The following is a 17,732-nucleotide window of genomic DNA, read 5'->3' as shown; positions in this document are numbered from 1 at the left end:
TTCCCTTCAGAACTTTGTCTGAAACTGAATCGGGTGGTTCGGTAAGTACGTGTGCGAACTAATCACCGAAATTATGAGATTCATATAAACTATTCAGTGGAATTGACTGTCAGAAGTCAAATATCCATTAAATCATTTGGACCAAATACCGATTAGATTCCCTGGACGGTCTCAATAACACCCATTGATTCGAGAATCATCCAGAGAAGGAACAGCCCGTACAGTCCGAGGAAACCGTATGCTTCGCGATTGGTAAGTTCGAGGTGAGTCCGAGTAAACACGATAAATACGAGCGTAGCGAACGCGAGGAACCCCATCGTTGGAATCGCCGCGAGGAAGTTGATGGTCGCAGACCCCGCTAAGAGGACACCGACGGGGATAGCGACCAAGAGGTTAAACGTATTACTTCCGAGGACGTTCGTAAGACTGGTAACGCTGTCGTCATTCTGAGCGGCGCGAACGCTGACGAATGCGTCGGGCAGACTCGTTCCGGCAGCGATAACGGTCAACCCCCACAGGAAACTCGGCGTGTCGAAGATCGCTCCGAGTGAGAGGGCGGCACGGACGATTCCCTCAACGCCAACGGTAATGACGAGTAGACCTACTACGAGCGCTCCCCATTCTCGGGCTGGACGTACATCGAGAGAATCGTCAGCGACGTGTTCACTAGCATCCTGCTGGTGGAGAAAGACGTAAATTCCGTACGTGGCAAGTGAGAGCAGAGCCAGCGGAGGTGTCAGGATCGCAGCACGGTTCGTTCCCCCTGGAACGTAGGTCGCACCGAGTGCGAAAGTGATGAATAGGACGAGAACGCTGATGACGTAGAACTGCGCGTCTTTGTGAATGAGGTCGCGGGTCGCTTCCAGTTCCTCGCTAGAGAGGGCTGAAAGAGCTGGAATCACGAGGAGGTTGAAGATGGCGCTCCCAACGATTGCTCCGACACCGAGGGAAAACTCGCCGTGAACGACCGTACTGATGACGATGGAACTGATCTCGGGGAAACTCGAACCGATGGCAACGACGATGGCACCATGGACGGCGACAGGTAACCCATAGTGCTTACTCAGTCGCTCTGCCGCCTGCTCGAAGTATCCGCTTCCTTTCCAGATGACGAGTGTTGCGACAACTACGAGAACAAGGGAGCCGAGCAGTCCTGGCATCGATTATCGTTTGTCGACACGCGATGAAAGATGTGTTTCCTTCGAACGAAAGTGAATGACGCCGAGCGAGGACCGCCGTGTAGTTCTCCCAGCCCACCATTCACGACGGGGACGTGGTCTGGGTTGCCAGGGGCATCTCGTTAGTCAGGTGCGTGACGCCCTTGACAATGCGAGTTCTCCGCATCCAAGCTGTGGAATGTCGGACGCTACTACATCCAACAACGGTGGGACGAAGACGGCGAGATACCCGACGAAGCAGCGTTGAAGTCGGAGTTGAAAGACCACGAGCGCTCGAGAGACTGTTTCGTTGCTCCACGCGCTGACCGGCTCGCCGTACGCCGCTGCTCGAGCACTGCAGCAACTCGCTCCCGACGACGAACACCGAGAACTCCGACCGGATGAACTCCGTTATGCCCTGGGTACGCTCGAACCCGAGCAGTTACTTGCCGACCTCCCACCGGCCGTTGGTCGAATCATCCACACGCTTCTCACTACCGAGAGCCGGATCTCACAGCGGGACCTCGCCGACCGAGCGGGCGTCTCAGCACGGACCATCCGAAACTATCGCAACCGGCTCGAGGCGTTCGCTCTCATCCGGATTGACGAGACCGGATATCGTTTGGCGCTCTCGTTTCAGACGGCTGTTGAACGCCGGGATTCGGTTGTTCCAACTGTCCTCGAGGAGAACCAGACGCTCCTCGACGCCACCGACGCCTTTCTCGAGACACTCCTCCCGCCAGCGCGATATGGTGGTCCCGACGACCTACTCGGTAGCGTGCTGTTCTGGCAACCGGATCCGTCGCGATTACTCGATCACCACCGAGTCGGCTCGTGGCTGCGACTCGCAGCTGCGCTCACAGCAACAGGATCTCCCGGGAATAACCGAGCGGTGCAGATGGGCCCACCGCTTGAACAGCAAGCGCTGTCTCAGACACCTCCGTAGGATTTAGCTCCTCGGAGCAGTCCTCCGCTGGACACACTCAGGGGGAGAATCGATTTCAGTTACAAGATGTCTCTTGGAGATGCTCCTCCCCCCAGGCATCCATCGCGTTGATTACGGGTTCGAGTGAGGAACCCTGTTCAGTCAGGGAGTACTCGACCCGGAACGGCTTTTCGCTCACGATCGCTCGGTTCACGAGTCCGTTGTCTTCCAAATCCTCGAGGCTGTTCGAGAGGACGGTACTGGATATCGACTCGATTTCGTCTTTGAGCGCATTGAACCCGAGCGGGCCATGTTCGAGCAGGCGGTGGACAATAACCGGATGCCATTTCTTCCCGATGAGATGGGCTGTACACGTCACGGTACACCAGTCATCGTCAGCACACCACGATGCGATGCACTCCTCTTCTTCGAGTGCTCTACTCATTCGTTGCTAGTGGTACTGGATGTGGAGCTATTAGTATACCGCTACTAAGTCAGCGTTCCTGAGTTGGTAGGTGATACACAGCCACTTAGCTAACAGTACTCCATTAGTACCAGCTTCGCTTACACTTATCCGAGGTCTTGGACACCTCTAAGTATGGAAGACACCTCTGTCGATCGCATTCAGTCACTGCAGCAGTTAATTCCAGAGTGGATTCACAGCGGTCTTCGTCTCGTTCTTGTCGCACTCGTCGCGAAACCAGCGCTGAGTAAGTTCGTCACCCACGAGAATTCGGTTTCATTCTTCGATGCGGTCGGGATACCCTCCCCTCAACTGATGGTCATCATTGCAGGCATCATCGAAGTCGGAGCAGTTTTCCTGCTGCTGGCTGGCGTCGGTGAGCGCCTTGCGGCTGTGTCACTCATTCTAGTGATGCTCGTCGCGATACTGTACGTCGGACCAGACTGGAAGAACCTCAGCGTGTTGTTCGGAGCGCTCACACTTCTCGTCCTGAAGACTGATATGGACGCCGTCTGGCAGCCTGCTAATCGACTACTCGGTTAGGTCACCCTCACGTAGTGTGGGTTGGTGACTCCGTCAGTCCGACCTTGTCTTAGCCTTATTTAGTTGCCCACGGTCTCTTCGTGTGTGACACAACACAGACTGAGAGCGGGATTCGGCTACGGTGTCGCCGCGACAGTTGTGATGTCAATTCTCATGTTTCTCGCAGTGGTTTCGGGGAAATCCCCGATGTCACAGCCGATCCCAAAAGCGGTGGTCACACAACTCTTCGGCAGCTATCTCCCGAAGCCGATGCTGATGGCACTCGCGATCGGGCTCCATCTCGGCTATGGGGGCGTATTCGGCGCTATCCTCGCATGGATTGCTCGCCCCGTGACAATCCGGAATGGACTCGCTCTCGGTGTCGGCCTTTGGGCGTTGATGCAAGTCACGTTCCTGCCGTTCCTCGGTTGGGGACTATTCGGGACGGAGATCACGCCGGCAATAGCCGTTGCCACGTTCGTTCTACACCTTGTCTACGGTGGCGTGCTCGGCTGGGCGTTGGATCGTGAACTATTGTCGATGAGCGGAGAATCGCCCACAACCGCTGACTGATGAGAAATCGGTTAGCCCACGCTAACCTGGTCAGAACACCCTTGTCTTAACTTTACGGTGATTCCTCCCTGAGAAGAGCATAGGCATGACCTCAGTTGAAATCAAGTACTGCGTACCCTGTGGACTGCTTAACCCCGCAATTGAAACGCAGACCCGACTCCTGAACGAATTTGGACAAGAGCTGGACAGCGTCACCCTGATCCCCGGCCATGGAGGGGTATTCATTGTGACCGCCGACGGCGAGACCATCTGGGAGAAGGGGGTTCACGGTGCTGACCTCGACTTGGAGCTCATCGTGGACGCAATCAATGATAGGCTTCTATCAGAGGCCTAACCCTCTTTAAATTCCATGCTCGAACTCTATCAGGCGGAGAGTTGTCGGTATTCGAAGAAAGTTCGCAAAGCGTTGACCGAGCTTGGTGTCTCGTACGTCATCCATAACCCGCGAACCACCGCAGGCAAGACGCGAAACGACAGCATGGCCGTCCCCAGCAATAGCTGATGATTCACACCAACACCAACGGTCAGCGATTCGTTCGATACATTGCCGCACCCGCCTTGGTGATTTTTGGGTTACCAACCCTCCTCAGAATCACAATTCAACGCTGCCAGTGACTTCTCTATGATACGACTCTCGAAACAGTGGATTCAACACAACCAAGTCGGATTATACGCCGTCGCCGTCCTCCTTGCAATCGGGGTCGGCCTCGGGCAACCGAGTGCAGGCTCACTCTTGGAACTGCTTATCAATCCCATCCTGGCGGTGTTGTTGTACGTAACCTTTCTGGAGATACCGTTCGTCCGGATCAGACGAGCGTTCCGGAATGGGCGGTTCATGATAGCTGCTTTCGGAATGAACTTCGTGGTCGTCCCAGTGGTTGTATTCGGTCTCACGCGGTTCCTGCCGCAGGAGCCGGTGCTGCTCGTTGGGGTGTTCATGGTATTGTTGACGCCGTGTATCGACTACGTCATCACGTTCACGGATCTGGCAGGTGGTGACGCCGAGCAGATCACTGCCGCGACGCCGGCGCTGATGCTCGTGCAATTGCTGTTGCTCCCCGTGTACCTCTGGCTGTTCATGGGCCAGCAGGTGGCTGAGTTCATCGAGGCTGGACCGTTCATCGAGGCGTTCGTCGTGATCATTGCGCTGCCGTTAGCGCTCGCCTGGGCGACCGAACTCTGGGCAGATCGGTCGAAACGTGTCGAAGAGTGCCAGGACGTAATGAGATGGTTGCCGGTGCCGATGATGGGTGTGACGCTGTTCGTCGTCATCGCCTCCCAACTGCCACGTGTCCAGAATTCGATCGGTCAAATCGCGGCTGTCGTTCCGGTGTACGTAGTGTTCCTCGTCATCATGCCCCTGCTCAGTCGACTTGCTGCCGGACTTCTCGGGATGGATGTCGGTGAGAGTCGTGCTCTCGTGTTTACATCCGTGACGCGAAACTCACTAGTTATTCTGCCGCTGGCGCTGGCGTTGCCGTCAGGGTATGCGCTCGCGCCAGCGGTCGTCGTGACGCAGACGCTCATCGAACTGACCGGGATGGTCGTCCTGACGCGAGTTGTTCCGGGATGGCTCCTGCCGAACGCACCATCCCAGACTCCGTCAGGCACATAAACTGCGAATTTCATTCACTTCTCCCCAGACGGTGATGCCGCCGGCGTAATGTTCTGATTAAGCCGGAACAGGTTCCGGGCATCGTACTCTTCTTTCAGCGTGACTAGCCGGTCGAAGTTCTCTCGGCCGGCCGCCGACCGCACTAATTCTTCGCCTTCCTCACCGAAGCCGGGGAAGTTCAAGTACAGACTGCCGTCAGAGAAGCGATGCATGTCTGCCCAGTGTTCGCGCGTCCACGCGACGATTTTCTCGGTGTCCGAAGGGTCTTCCCACGTCGAATCCAGACTCAGCATATACTTCGTACTCCGGTCCCCGTAGGCAGTCTCGGTTGCGCCCACTCGATCCATTTCCCCGCCCTGATGCCAGATCGGAATGAGGATTCGTGGGTCAGGACGATCCTTGGCGACCGTGACGACAGCATCGATGATCTCATCATCGAGCCGGTCAAGATTAATCGACTTCCAGTAGTGACACAGTTCGCCCTCGGGAAAGAACGGATCGAACATCGTCTGGACCTGCGTGTACGGCGCGGCGACACTCAGATCCAGAAGTGGCTCAGCGAGTTCGCGCAGCGGCTGGAGCACGCGCCGTCCCTCTTTGACGGGGCCGCAGTGCATAGCGGCGACGGTGACGATGGGCTCACCGTGCGTCTCGTCGGGGAAATCGGGAACAGCAGGAACAGACCAGAAGATCGCCTCTGAGGAAACCTCCTCCGGGGCGTCCGCCATGAAGTCACGCCACGAAACCAGTACCTCATGGGCCGTCCCGAGCGGGTACATCGTCGCAGCGAACATCACTTCGGGACCGACTGGATGGAGTCGATACTCAAAACTGGTGACGACCCCGAAGTTGCCACCCCCACCACGAATTCCCCAGAACAGCTCGGGATTCTGGGTCTCGCTCGCGGTGAGGAACTCGCCGTCGGCGGTCACGATGTCCACTGAGACGAGGTTGTCGATGGATAGCCCGTACTTCCGGCGAAGCCACCCCATCCCGCCGTTGAGGGTCAACCCCGCAATGCCGGTTATCGACACGACCCCACCGGGCGTCGCTAGCCCGAAGACCTGCGTCTCCCTGTCGAGTTCGCCCCACGTTACGCCCCCTTCGGCTCGAACGGCCCCGGCGTCGAGGTCAACGTGAACGCCCTTCATCCGGGAAAGGTCTATCACCAACCCGCCATCACAGACAGCTGTCCCGGCAACGTTGTGGCCACCGCCGCGGACGGCAACCAGCAGATCGTTCTCTCGGGCGAAGTCAACGGCATCGATGACGTCCGCCACGCCGGTACACCGGGCGATAAGGGCCGGATACTTGTCGATCACTCGGTTCCAGACGGCGCGTGTCTCGTCGTACTCGCCGTCGCCCGGACGAATCACGGCCCCGTGAAACTCTTCGACGAACGCGTCCACGGTGGCGTCGGAGAGGAGCGTTCCTGACCACTCCACGATAGACCCGTCCTCAACGCTGAGGACTTCGAGGCCCGAGAACGTGACCGCTCCGTCCTCTCGGTCTGGATCATGGCCCAGGAAGTAACCCTCTGGGGTGGCGTTCCCGGACACCTGAATCGCTACCGTTCCGTTTGCGACGGTGGTGTCGTCTATTGTCAGTTCCAGTTCAGCGGCGGCGTCCGTGTGGCGTGTGACGTACCGTTCGTACGCGTCAGGGCCGGTTCCAGCGGTGGGCTCCGACGAGTCGTTGATGACGCTGTCGTCGGCATACAGGTCGGCAATTCGGTCACGGTCGCTCTCGTTCCAGGCCGCATCAATGAGAGTGCAGCCGAGCGTTTCCTGGTCGACCGGGGTGGCCGTGTCTCGGTGAGACATGATTGAGGCTACGATTGAGGAATATATGTAATCAACTAGTGATATTTTCGGCCAAGCTGAGACCGTCTCACCTCCTGAGACAGACCTATTGTAGCGGACGGTGAATTCATGGGTATGATGACGGCCGAGTCCAAGGAAACCGACCGGCTGATCGACATGCTCCGACGCTCGGCGCTGCTTGAGGAACTCCAGCAGGAGGCACTCGACCGAGGCGAGCTCCAAGATCGGCTGGGTGTCTCGAGGGCCACCTGCCACCGGCATACACGCACACTCGACGAGTTTGGCGTTATCGAGCGAGTTGATGGTCGTTTCCAGCTTACCGATGCGGGGCGACTCCTCACGGACGCGCTCACCACGTTCAAACGAGACGCCGGGTCGGCACTCCGGCTCGCACCCGTCTTGGATGCGGTGAAGGATGCACCAGTTGAGATCGACGCTGAGGCGTTCGCTGACGCGACCGTGACGAGCGCCGAACGTGGTGATCCCTACAGCCCAGTGGCACGATTCGTCACCCTAATGCAAGAGACGGAGACGCTCTATGGGTTCGACGTAGACGGGATCGCCCCGCTCTATATGGAGGAAATCAAGGACCGCATCGTCAGTGGAATGAAAACGGAGGATCTTGTCCTGCCCGAAGCCGCCAAGAACGCCCTCGACGAGTATCCGGAGAAGTGCATGGAAGCGTGCATGAGCGGCTATCTCACGATCCAGCTGCACGACTGTCTCCCGTTTGGCCTCGCTGTGTTTGACGATCGCGTCGGGATCGGCGTCTGTGAACCGGACGCCAGGCAGCTTCGCGTATTCGTAGATACGGGTTCACAGGAAGTGCGAGAATGGGCCGAGGCCGTCTATGAGGTGTATGAATCCGAAGCAGTCCTGATGGAGGAGTTTACACATCAGGAGTTCCATGAGGCCATGGAGCGGGGAGGGCTGGAGCTTACGATGTGAACCGAGGTACGTACTCAGCTTGGTCGAACGACGTGCTCTCTCTCACGCTTTCGGCCAGTCAAGAGATTCTTTAGAAATTGATCTCCGTTTCTGCATACACCCTCTGTATCTCGCACGTACCCCTAGACAACGGTGCGGTAGTTCGTCCAGTGTCTGCTGAATACACAGCGCGTATCTTGCAGCGGATCGACTTCGTTTCCCTCGCACTACTCTCTCGCTTGTTAATATCTAGCTAGGTTCTTAGCCTAGATCGACGAGATGGACGACGTCCGAGTCGACCCGACAGAACAGACAGTACGCGTCGGAGCGGGCGCCACGCTGGGTGACCTCGATCACGAGACGCAGCCGTTCGGGCTCGCCACGCCCGGTGGTGTCGTCTCAACGACTGGTGTCGCCGGCCTCACGCTGGGAGGCGGGATCGGCTGGCTCAGCCGGAAATACGGCCTCGCAATCGACAATCTGCGATCGGTCGACGTCGTCACCGCGGACGGGGGGTAGTAACCGCGAGTGAAGATGAACACGAGGACCTCTTCTGGGCTATTCGCGGCGGAAGTGGGAATTTTGGGATCGTCACCTCGTTCGTGTTTGACCTACATGAGGTCGGGTCGGAGGTGCTCTTCGGGCCGGCTGTCTACCCGTACGAGGACGCACCCGACGTCCTCATGCACTACCGTGAGTTCGCACACGACGCGCCGCGAGAGTGTTGTGTCTGGGTGGACAGCGTGGCGGCGCCGCCGCTCCCGTTTCTTCCGGAGGACGTGCACGGAACGTTGGTCCTCCTGGTCGTGCAGTTCTACGCTGGCGACCCTGAAGAGGGCGAGAACGTGCTCGAACCGCTCTGCGAGTACGGTGACCCCATCGCCGACGCTGTCGCGCCGACCAACTATACGGAGGCCCAGAGTCGCTTAGACGACCTGTACGGTGAGGGCGAACGGAACTACTGGAAGGCGCATAATTTCACGGAGCTCACCGACGAGGCTATCGACACTATCGTCGAGTACAGCGAACAGGCCCCTACCCCGCAGTCAGAAGTTCTCATCCGCCAAGTCGGAGGCGCGGTCAACGACGTTCCGTCGGACGCGACCGCGTATCCGCATCGGGAGACCGAGTTTATCGTGACCGTCGGTGCACACTGGGAAGCCCCGTCGAAAGACGACGAATGTATCGAGTGGGTACGAGAGGGCTTCTCCGTCGACCTCTTCGCCGACGCGGTGGTCTCCTACCCCGGACCAGGTTACCCTTACGAGCCCGTCGAGCGTCTCAGTCAACTCATCGCGTCGACCTCGTCGTTGCGCGGGTTCGACAACATTGTTTACAAGTCGAGCAACCTCGAGACGACCTGCGGTGCGGTCCTCGAGGGAATGACGTTCGAGTACGTGTTCACGCCCGAGGTCCTGGAGGGGATGTTCGTCTGGAACCCGGACCGAACCATGGAGGTCACCTCCTGCGAGAACGCGACCGTCCTCGTCCACAACCACCTCCCCGATGGCGACCGCTGCGGCCTCGGCATCGTGGACGAACGGGCCGGTATCTGTTGCCACGACGTTGGGACTGGGACGCTCGTGGCGGTCATCGACACCGACGCCCCGGAGGCCCGTGATTAGGCCATCTCGGTTTTCGAGCAGGTGCGCGCAGAGGCGACCCCGGTAGACCCCGCCGGCTTCGAATCCCTCGCGCCGTCCTAACACCGCTGGCGACGACCACCACCATCGGACTGGCAAACCAGTCAGTCGAGAGCCTCTCACGTAGCAGGCACCCGGCTTGCCTAGGATTTCAGGGCGTGAAATCCTGCACGCGGCATCATCATCTCCCTCCGGCGCGTACGCTTATCGAGGAACGAACACATGACCGAACGACACAACACCGTCGTCATCGGCGGCGGCCAGGCCGGACTGGCGACCGGATACTACTTGCAGCAGCACGACCGGGACTTCGTCATCCTCGACGCGAGCGACCGCGTCGGCGACGCGTGGCGGGCCCGCTGGGACTCCCTCCGGGTGTTCACGCCCGCCCGTTACTCGAGCCTACCGGGGATGGACTATCCGGGCTCACCGTACGCCTTCCCCACGAAGGACGAGGTGGCCGACTACCTGGAGACCTACGCCCAGCGGTTCGACCTACCCGTCGAACTCGGTGTCCGCGTGGACAGGTTGGAACGGAGCGGCGATGGCTTCCTCGTCACCGCGGGCGACCGACGGATTGAGGCGGACAACGTCGTGGTAGCGATGGCGAGCTATCAGGTCCCGACGGTCCCGGATTTCGCGGCGGAACTTTCCGACGACATCGTCCAGTTGCACACGAGCGACTACCGCAATTCCACTCAGCTCCAGGACGGGGACGTGCTCGTCGTCGGGGCGGGCAACTCCGGTGCCGAGATCGCCCTCGACGTTGCCGGCGCTTCGCGCCGGCTGCAAGCGAGACGCTCCGCGTCTCGCCCTGTTCACGGTGCCTCCGGCGCCGTGAGCCAGAGGTCCCTCCGGGACCTCGCTGTCGCCGACGAGCACGAAACGTGGCTGTCGGGCCGGGACGTCGGCCACGTGCCGTTTCACATCGATTCGTGGGTCGGCCGTCACCTCGGGGTCCCGTTCGTAATGCGCGTGCTCTTCCACCGGATATTCACGACGGGGACGCCGATCGGGCGCCATATCCGCCCGAAGGTGCTCTCACAGGGCGGTCCGCTAGTGCGCACGAAGCCGAGTGACCTAACCGCGGCCAGCGTCGAGCGGGTGCCTCGTATGACCGGCGTCCGCGACGGTCGCCCCGTCGTCGGGGACAATTACGTTCTCGACGTCGAGAACGTAATCTGGTGCACTGGCTTCCGCCCTGACTTTTCGTGGATAGACCTCCCGGTTTTCGATGGAAAGGAACAGCCCAAGGAGCCCGTCCACGTGCGCGGTGTTGTCCCGGACGAGCCGGGGCTGTACTTCGTCGGCCTATTCTTCCTGTATGCGATGACGTCGGGGCTGTTCACCGGCGTCGGCAGGGATGCGAAGTATGTCGTCGACCACCTGACGTCGACGGCGCGGCAGCAGCGGCCTCGTCCGAGAGATGCCGGATCGGTGGACGGACTTCCACAGCACTCGTAGCCGAGTTTGGCGTCGGCCCCCAGTCGAGGGCCGCCCGTCGGGAGTCCATTGGCACGAGCCTGGAGAGGCTCACATTGTACACACGACAAGGGCTAAGTAGTCTAGCTCACATTGTACACATAATGAGTGGCGACAAGAAGCGCGTCCAGTTCCGAGCACCGCACCGGCTCATCGATCGCACCGATGCTCTCGCGGACGTGCTCGGGGAGGACCGGACAGACATCCTCGTAACTGCGCTTCGCGAATACCTTCAGGAGGCCGCTCACGACGATGCTCTCACCCAAGAGATCGCGGCCGCCTACTACGACGACGAGATTTCCTTCGAGCAACTCAAAGCACTCGTCGGTGCCGAAGAAGCGGCGAATCTCCGGGTGTTGAAACAACAGCTGGACGAGGACTTTATCGACGAGGTCGCTGACGCATAGATGTCGCGGCTTGTCGCAGACTCCTCCGCCCTCGTCAGTCTTGGGAACGTTGCAGCCAGCGATCCCGATCCACTCTCAATCTGTCTGGCCCAATACGAGGTCGTCGTCCCAACGGCGGTCATCGAGGAACTTCGGGAGATCGCCTCGTACGATGACGCACACGGTCGTGCCGCAACCGACGTGCTCGAGCGAACTGAGACGCTCGAGACACGGTCAATCGACCTCGACGCCGAATTTCCGCTTGATGACGGCGAGAACGCTGCTGTCACCCTCGCGAATGAACTCGATGCCACACTATTTCTCTGTGACGAGTTCAACCAACTCGGCTTGATCCACGCGTCACTCACTGATACTCGTCTCGTAACGACGCCGACGCTGCTCTCGGTCCTCGTTCAAACTGAGCAGCTGTCAGCTGCCGATGCTCGGATGCTCCTTGACGAGATCAGTGACGCCCGCAGTTGGGACGCAAACAGCTACGTACAACGGGCCCGCTCGCTGCTCGAGGAGTCTTGACACCGACGCTGTCGCCCTCGAGTTCTCAGTTACCTCCTCTTCTCCCCATCCGTACTGAGGGTGTCAGAGAACGATCCACATACCGTTCTTTTCACCCACTCTGGAGCAAACTATCCGTTCACTACACGTGCGAATATAACTTGCTATCCTCCTTCTATCACCAAATCACTATGGTGCAGTAGCAAAGACAATCGATCACTTAATTCCTCTTGCTTGAATAACTTTAGTGAATGCCAGGGTTGTGGATTCGTTTTACAGGCGATAAGCGATGCTGACCCCAATCCACTACATTGGGATTTATGCCCAGACTGCGGTGGTACCGATTTCGCCCTTATTGATACGTAACTTCCCTGTATCTGCCAATTAGAGCGATCGGTCGATGTTGTGAGTGATACAGCCGACAACGAGTTCACGGAACTGCTTCCACCAGTGCCGTGAGCGAACGAATGCGCCATATTTCCGTTTGAGGCGGGAGTTTACCGCCTCGTTCTGACTGCGCTGACCATAGAGATCGGCATCCAACCGAGCGTTCCACGCCTTGTGAACCGGCGAAAACTCGCGGTGTTTGATAAGCGGACGAACATCCCTCTCATGGACTAACGCGCGAATCTTCTGGTCCTCGTATCCCTTGTCGCCGAGGAGAATCGCCACCTCATCGGTATTCCGCTTGATGAGCGACGGCGCGATCTGAGAGTCGTGCTTTCTGGTCGTCGTCACGTGCAGATCGATAATCGCGTTCGACTTCGTGTCTACGAGGAGCGTGACTTTCAGCTGCTGAATTATCAACTTCGTTCGCTTCGTGTAGTGTTTTGAGGCGTAGTTACGGTCGAAACCGGATGCATCGATACCGACGACACCGTTGGTTGGGAGGAGTGCGACCGAGAGGTTGAGCAGGACACGCCAAACCGCCATATCGAGCCGATTGAACGCTTTACACAACGTCGAAGGAGAAGGGAGTTCCTCAATGTCGATAGCGCTCCGAATCCGAGGCATCTCGATAAGTTCGTCGAGAAGCGTTCGGTACGTCGTGTTTTTCCGAACTTTGAGACAGAGCAGGACAATGTGTTGATGGAGTGTGTACCGCCGTTTTGAGAACTTCGAGGGTACCGAGCCACAGTTCGCCGGGCTAAGTGAAATGCCTGCTCAACAAACTGGAGCAATCGTGACTTCGGAAGGGCCTGCATTCGCTCACACTACCGGTCGAACCTGTAACCCTCTGAGGATTTCAACAGAGCCGGATTTTCGTATTTGCGAAGGCGCGTTTCGAGTTCTTCTGTCCGCTCATCCTTTTGATCAACTTCCTGTTCGAGTTCTTCGATCCGTTGCTCAAGTTGGAGAAGCCGAGAAAGGAGCTCTTCCTTGGTGAAATTGTCTGCGTTCACAGACTCCACCAACTAGTAGTGACAGCAGAGGCAACGGGATGGGCTCCGCTGCGGAGCCCATCCCTGAGAGCCGCATCCAATCTCTGCTGCCTGTTCATATCATGTCCGTTGAACGCTTCTTACGAGTCAGTATCGAAATCAGCTCGGGCTAAACACATGTAATAAAAGAATATTTAAATCATTCATTTTATGTAGGGATAGCTAGCAGAAATCTTATTACAGATGTGAAGAAATTCTTCATCGGATGTTTGAAAACCGCCGCTACGATGTCAACCGACGATCTGTACTGAAATCGACAGCCGCACTTCTTGCAGGGAGTACCCTCGCTTCTGTCCCTGTCCAAGCGGATCATTATGATTCAAAAATTCATTATGAACCCGAACTGGACGAGGACAATCTCATGGAACTTTCAGTTCAAGACCATGAGGTTCTTGGAGATGGAGTAAGATTCGATCTTGGTGAATATGATGGTTATATTCGCCTGTTCGACGACGACTTCGCCCGTGTTTCGATTGTAGACAGAGACGAAGAAGAGTACGAGTCCCGCGGTATTGCTAACGGCCGTGAAGATTGGGATGCACCGAACTTTAGCGTTGACGAGACCGCGGATACCATTGCGATCGGTACAGAAACCATCACTGTCGAGGTCAAGAAGGACCGCTTCGGTGTGAAGTTTCTTGACGAAGAGGGTAATGTCGTCAACGAGGACTACCTTGACAAAGGAACGGCGGGCTATGAAGGGAGCAAACCCTACGCGTATAAGAAAGCCGACGTGGACGAGTCCTTCTACGGCTTTGGCGAGCAGCCCGAACTAACCCTTGACCAACGGGGCAAGAAACTCGAAAATTGGAACACCGATCAGTACGGCTACGGAGATACCAACGACTACGTCTACACGTCGGTTCCTTTCTTCGTTGGTCTCAAGGAGACGGGTGCGTACGGCCTCTTCTTCGATAATCCTTCGCACTCGGTCTTCCATATGGCCGACGACCCAGACACCTCGGAAAAGAGCTCCAATTCTCAAGCGGAAGAAGACTACTACTACTTCCTAGCCGATGGCGGCCAGTTGACCTACTACTTCGCGTACGGGCCTGAGATAAGTGACGTTCTCGAGCGATATACGGACCTCACAGGGACGATCAGCCTTCCGCCCAAGTGGGCTATCGCGTATCATCAGAGCAAATGGGAGTATAGCCCAGAAGAACTTGCCGAGGTGCCCCAGCGGTACCGCGAGGAGGAAATCCCGCTGGACGCGATGCACTTCGACATTGGTTACATGGATGACTATCGCGTCTTCACCATTCAGGGGGCACACCGAGAGGCACTTCACACGCTCAACGAAGAGGTGCCTGAGCTCAAGACAGTCGCGGTCAACGACCCCGGCGTCGCGGTCGACAAAGAGGCCGACGTTGATGGCGATGGCGAAGACGAACCCTATAGGCCCTATCTCGAGGGGACCGAGAACGAGTACTGGACCAAGAACGTCAACGGCGATACGTTCTACGGACCGGTCTGGCCGACCCAAGACGTCGCAGACGATCCCACGGACGCGGTGTGGCCGGACTTCTCTCGTAGCGAAGTCCGCAGCTGGTGGGCCGACCAGCACAATGTGTTCTTCGATGCCGGCTTCGACGGAATCAAGAACGACATGGGTGAGCCGGCGGTGTTCCAGGAGAACGACAAGTACGATTGGACGATGCCGGCGGACAATATCCACGGTACGGGCGCAGATACGATGCTCCATGAGGAGTATCACAACATGTACGGGTTCGACTACGCCCGCGCGTCTCGCGAAGCCTACGACATCTACAAACCCGATCAGCGTCCCTTCCTCCTGAACCGAAACCTGTACGCCGGCGGCCAGCGACTCGCGGCGATCTGGACTGGCGACAACGTCAGCGAATGGTCGCACCTGCGGATGTCGATCCCGATGCAGCTGAATCTTGGTCTGTCGGGAATGGCGTTTTGCGGCCACGACGTTGGCGGATTCGCCGGACGGCCCACACCCGAGCTATTCAAACGGTGGATGGAGATGGGTGCGTTCCTCCCATACTTCCGGAACCACACCGATACGCATCGAAAAGCCGATGGAGAGGCCGACGTGCGCAACCAACACCCCTGGACATTCGGTGAGGAGGCTATCGAAATCAGCAAGAAGTATATCGAACTGCGCTACCGACTGATGCCGTACCTCTATAACGAATTTCAGGCGTCTGCCGAAACCGGCAAGCCAATCCAGCAGCCGCTGGTCTACCTCTACCAGAATGATCCGGATACTCGAGATATCATCGACCAGTTCATGTTCGGTGACAACATGATGATCGCACCGGTCGTCGAGCAAGGGGCAACTTCGCGCGAAGTGTACTTGCCCGAGGGCGAGATCTGGGTCGACTTCTGGACCAATGAGGTCTACGACGGTGATCAAATGATTACCGTCGATGCACCAATCGATCACCTACCGATTTTCGTGCGGAAGGACTCGATCGTTCCGATGCGCGAGGTCCAGCAGTATACTGGCGAGAAGTCGCTGACGACACTTGAGCTCCGCACCTACCTTGATGACGAGGCTGCCTACTCATTCTATGAGGATGATGGTGAGACCCGCGCCTTCGAAGATGGAGAGTACAACGTTACTCACTTCTCTGTCTCGGAGAACAACGACGGTGTTGTCACCTTCGAGCGAGAACTCGATGTGCAGAATTACGACTCGGAACTCTCGTCGTACCTGCTAAACCTTGATCTCTCGGAGGCTCCTCGGAAGGTTCAGGCCGCCTCCAACAAGTATGAGGAAGTCAACGCCGATGATGTTGAGGATATTCCTGAATCGTTCGCCTACGATGCTGATGCAGACGCAGTGTTGGTCCACATCCCTGCTGATGAAGAACGAGATGTGAAACTATTCTTCAATGGCGGTGACAACCCCGGGCGCGGTCGATAAGCACCCTCATACAAGGCTCGTGACATCCTCCTCGCCGTAAACGGCGGAGAGAATGTCACAAATGTGTCCCAACAGCTTGAAAATTCGGTCACTTGAAGTCACACGTTTCACTACCTTTGTTATCTGCGTTCGCTTCGCTCGAGACAACCTCTGGCGAGTAGTCGATCGGTCATTCGTTTTTCGATATTCCGTTCCACGAGAACGCGTTAAGATGGAGATCATCGTCGACACCTATGGTTCAGAAGAGCAAGCGATGGAGTGGTATGCTTATCTGGACGATACGTTGGACTTTCCCTTTGAAGCATGCTGTATCACTGAGCGAGAAGAGTCGCCCTTGGAGGACACCCTCGTGTGACGAAAGGGCGGCTCCCGGTTCCGCACCGCCAGTGATGACGTTGACGACTCCATCAGGAACACCGGCATCCCGACAGATCTCCGCCAAATGCAGCGCGGAGAGTGGTGTCGTCGGTGCTGGTTTTACAACGACTGTATTTCCGGCAACAAGCACAGGTGCCACACCTCGAGCTGCAATACTGAGGGGAAAATTCCAGGGAATGATCTGCCCACTAACACCGTACGGCTTCCGAATCGTCATGTCGAGATTTTCCCGACCTCGAGGAACACGTTTCCCCTCGAGTTTGTCGGCCGCACCAGCATAATAATCGAAGTAACGAACTGCATCGTCAACGTCGCTCCGAGCCTGGGTAAGAGGTTTACCCTGATCCTGGCACTCGATTCGAGCTAGCTCTTCCGTGTGGTCTCGAATCTCATTTGCAACCTGATAGACGATCTGGCCACGTTCAATAGGCGTCTTGGATTGCCAGTCTGAAAGTGCTCCTCAAGCAGACTTGATCGCTCGATCAACATCGCTAGCCGTTGCCGCTGCAAACTGTGCAATCGGTTCCTCAGTTGCAGGGTCAGTAGTTGTGAGATTGACGGTGGATGATGCGTCAATACTCTCTCCGTCGATGAATAGCTGATAATGTTCTTTTTTCGTGATTGGCATGTTCTCTCACCAGGAGTCACTAGATTTTGATCCAGTAGAGGTCACTCTGGATAGACCGATGAAATTGATTCTGATGAGTATAGTTATAGCATATCTGCACTGTAAACTATATATGGTTTATTCTATTGCTTTAGTTAAATAGATTCTAGATCTTAGTAACTACCTCAGATTACTAAGCTGCGAGAGCTTCAATTAGATTTTATATGTGTGTGGTAGTAGCACAATTGCAGAACACTCCAAGGTAGTACCTGTCAAGATGTTCTGCACATCCAATCGTCCCTTGTGAATTCACCTGGTCGTCCCTCACGGTGTTCTACCGTCACCGTGGGGCTTCTTTGATTGGAGAATCAAAGTTA

At 57.0% G+C, this 17,732-nt stretch carries 15 protein-coding genes and 6 pseudogenes; 15 read left to right on the top strand and 6 right to left on the bottom strand.

Translation table 11 applies throughout. The features are described from left to right. Nucleotides 1-152: 152 nt before the first annotated feature. Nucleotides 153-1,160, bottom strand: a complete 1,008-nt coding sequence (locus HTUR_RS19840) for a sodium:calcium antiporter (RefSeq protein ID WP_012945118.1) — start codon at nt 1,158-1,160, stop codon at nt 153-155. 118 nt (nt 1,161-1,278) lie between these two features. Between HTUR_RS19840 and HTUR_RS28675 the strand changes: the two are divergent. Continuing rightward, nucleotides 1,279-1,460, top strand: a pseudogene (locus tag HTUR_RS28675) (hypothetical protein); the annotation flags it as partial. A 7-nt stretch (nt 1,461-1,467) separates the two neighbouring features. Beyond that, nucleotides 1,468-2,103 (top strand): winged helix-turn-helix transcriptional regulator, encoded by a 636-nt coding sequence (locus tag HTUR_RS28670; RefSeq protein ID WP_226377546.1) that lies wholly within the window; start codon nt 1,468-1,470, stop codon nt 2,101-2,103. A 55-nt stretch (nt 2,104-2,158) separates the two neighbouring features. On the opposite strand, the gene HTUR_RS19830 is transcribed toward HTUR_RS28670, so the two are convergent. Then, complete coding sequence (locus HTUR_RS19830; RefSeq protein ID WP_012945116.1) at nt 2,159-2,527, bottom strand: winged helix-turn-helix transcriptional regulator; 369 nt, start codon at nt 2,525-2,527, stop codon at nt 2,159-2,161. 153 nt (nt 2,528-2,680) lie between these two features. Here HTUR_RS19830 and HTUR_RS19825 point away from each other — a divergent pair, with 153 nt between their 5' ends. The 5 genes and pseudogenes from HTUR_RS19825 (at nt 2,681) to HTUR_RS19810 (ending at nt 5,255) form a co-directional block, all read left to right on the top strand. Then, nucleotides 2,681-3,088 (top strand): DoxX family protein, encoded by a 408-nt coding sequence (locus HTUR_RS19825; RefSeq protein ID WP_012945115.1) that lies wholly within the window; start codon nt 2,681-2,683, stop codon nt 3,086-3,088. A gap of 84 nt (nt 3,089-3,172) precedes the next feature. Then, entirely contained in the window at nt 3,173-3,640 is a 468-nt protein-coding gene (locus HTUR_RS19820) for a DUF6789 family protein (RefSeq protein ID WP_226377545.1), read from the top strand. Nucleotides 3,641-3,725: 85 nt separating this feature from the next. Then, the gene (locus tag HTUR_RS19815; protein ID WP_012945113.1) at nt 3,726-3,974 is read left to right on the top strand and encodes a SelT/SelW/SelH family protein; all 249 of its coding nucleotides are present in this window, start codon (nt 3,726-3,728) and stop codon (nt 3,972-3,974) included. A 15-nt stretch (nt 3,975-3,989) separates the two neighbouring features. Then, nucleotides 3,990-4,094 (top strand): annotated as a pseudogene (locus tag HTUR_RS28080) (glutaredoxin domain-containing protein); the annotation flags it as partial. 168 nt (nt 4,095-4,262) lie between these two features. Beyond that, on the top strand, nt 4,263-5,255 hold the full coding sequence (locus HTUR_RS19810; protein WP_012945111.1) for an arsenic resistance protein: 993 nt from the start codon (nt 4,263-4,265) through the stop codon (nt 5,253-5,255). Between the two features lie 14 nt (nt 5,256-5,269). On the opposite strand, the gene HTUR_RS19805 is transcribed toward HTUR_RS19810, so the two are convergent. Next, nucleotides 5,270-7,078, bottom strand: coding sequence for an FAD-binding protein (locus HTUR_RS19805; RefSeq protein ID WP_012945110.1), 1,809 nt, complete (start codon nt 7,076-7,078; stop codon nt 5,270-5,272). A 114-nt stretch (nt 7,079-7,192) separates the two neighbouring features. Here HTUR_RS19805 and HTUR_RS27555 point away from each other — a divergent pair, with 114 nt between their 5' ends. From HTUR_RS27555 to HTUR_RS19775, 6 genes are all read left to right on the top strand, one after another. After that, nucleotides 7,193-8,026, top strand: a complete 834-nt coding sequence (locus tag HTUR_RS27555; RefSeq protein ID WP_187291501.1) for a helix-turn-helix transcriptional regulator — start codon at nt 7,193-7,195, stop codon at nt 8,024-8,026. Between the two features lie 258 nt (nt 8,027-8,284). Beyond that, on the top strand, nt 8,285-8,524 hold the full coding sequence (locus tag HTUR_RS28070; RefSeq protein WP_049941962.1) for an FAD-binding oxidoreductase: 240 nt from the start codon (nt 8,285-8,287) through the stop codon (nt 8,522-8,524). An 83-nt stretch (nt 8,525-8,607) separates the two neighbouring features. Beyond that, nucleotides 8,608-9,630 (top strand): transcriptional regulator FilR1 domain-containing protein, encoded by a 1,023-nt coding sequence (locus HTUR_RS25725; protein ID WP_226377544.1) that lies wholly within the window; start codon nt 8,608-8,610, stop codon nt 9,628-9,630. Between the two features lie 240 nt (nt 9,631-9,870). Beyond that, complete coding sequence (locus HTUR_RS19785) at nt 9,871-11,112, top strand: flavin-containing monooxygenase (protein ID WP_012945108.1); 1,242 nt, start codon at nt 9,871-9,873, stop codon at nt 11,110-11,112. Between the two features lie 122 nt (nt 11,113-11,234). Beyond that, complete coding sequence (locus HTUR_RS19780; RefSeq protein ID WP_012945107.1) at nt 11,235-11,537, top strand: hypothetical protein; 303 nt, start codon at nt 11,235-11,237, stop codon at nt 11,535-11,537. Then, nucleotides 11,538-12,050: a hypothetical protein gene (locus HTUR_RS19775; protein WP_012945106.1), complete on the top strand. Its 513-nt coding sequence runs from the start codon at nt 11,538-11,540 to the stop codon at nt 12,048-12,050. A gap of 363 nt (nt 12,051-12,413) precedes the next feature. On the opposite strand, the pseudogene HTUR_RS19770 reads toward HTUR_RS19775, so the two are convergent. Both HTUR_RS19770 and HTUR_RS19765 read right to left on the bottom strand, forming a co-directional pair. Next, nucleotides 12,414-13,234, bottom strand: a pseudogene (locus tag HTUR_RS19770) (IS5 family transposase). 51 nt (nt 13,235-13,285) lie between these two features. Continuing rightward, nucleotides 13,286-13,432: pseudogene (locus HTUR_RS19765) on the bottom strand (IS66 family transposase); the annotation flags it as partial. Between the two features lie 244 nt (nt 13,433-13,676). Between HTUR_RS19765 and HTUR_RS19760 the strand changes: the two are divergent. Together HTUR_RS19760 and HTUR_RS19755 are read left to right on the top strand one after the other, a co-directional pair. Next, a complete protein-coding gene (locus tag HTUR_RS19760) occupies nt 13,677-16,370 on the top strand; it encodes a glycoside hydrolase family 31 protein (RefSeq protein WP_049941959.1) in 2,694 nt (897 codons plus the stop codon). Nucleotides 16,371-16,581: 211 nt separating this feature from the next. Beyond that, a pseudogene (locus tag HTUR_RS19755) lies at nt 16,582-16,713 on the top strand (calcium-binding protein); the annotation flags it as partial. On the opposite strand, the pseudogene HTUR_RS25720 reads toward HTUR_RS19755, so the two are convergent. Continuing rightward, a pseudogene (locus HTUR_RS25720) lies at nt 16,711-17,376 on the bottom strand (aldehyde dehydrogenase family protein); the annotation flags it as partial. The pseudogenes HTUR_RS19755 and HTUR_RS25720 sit on opposite strands and share 3 nt — an antisense overlap. Nucleotides 17,377-17,732: the final 356 nt, after the last annotated feature.

Origin of the sequence: Haloterrigena turkmenica DSM 5511 (assembly GCF_000025325.1) — an archaeon.
GTDB lineage: Archaea > Halobacteriota > Halobacteria > Halobacteriales > Natrialbaceae > Haloterrigena > Haloterrigena turkmenica.
The sequence above is the reverse complement of the archived record's forward strand: the minus strand, read 5'-3'. Positions and strand labels throughout refer to the sequence as shown.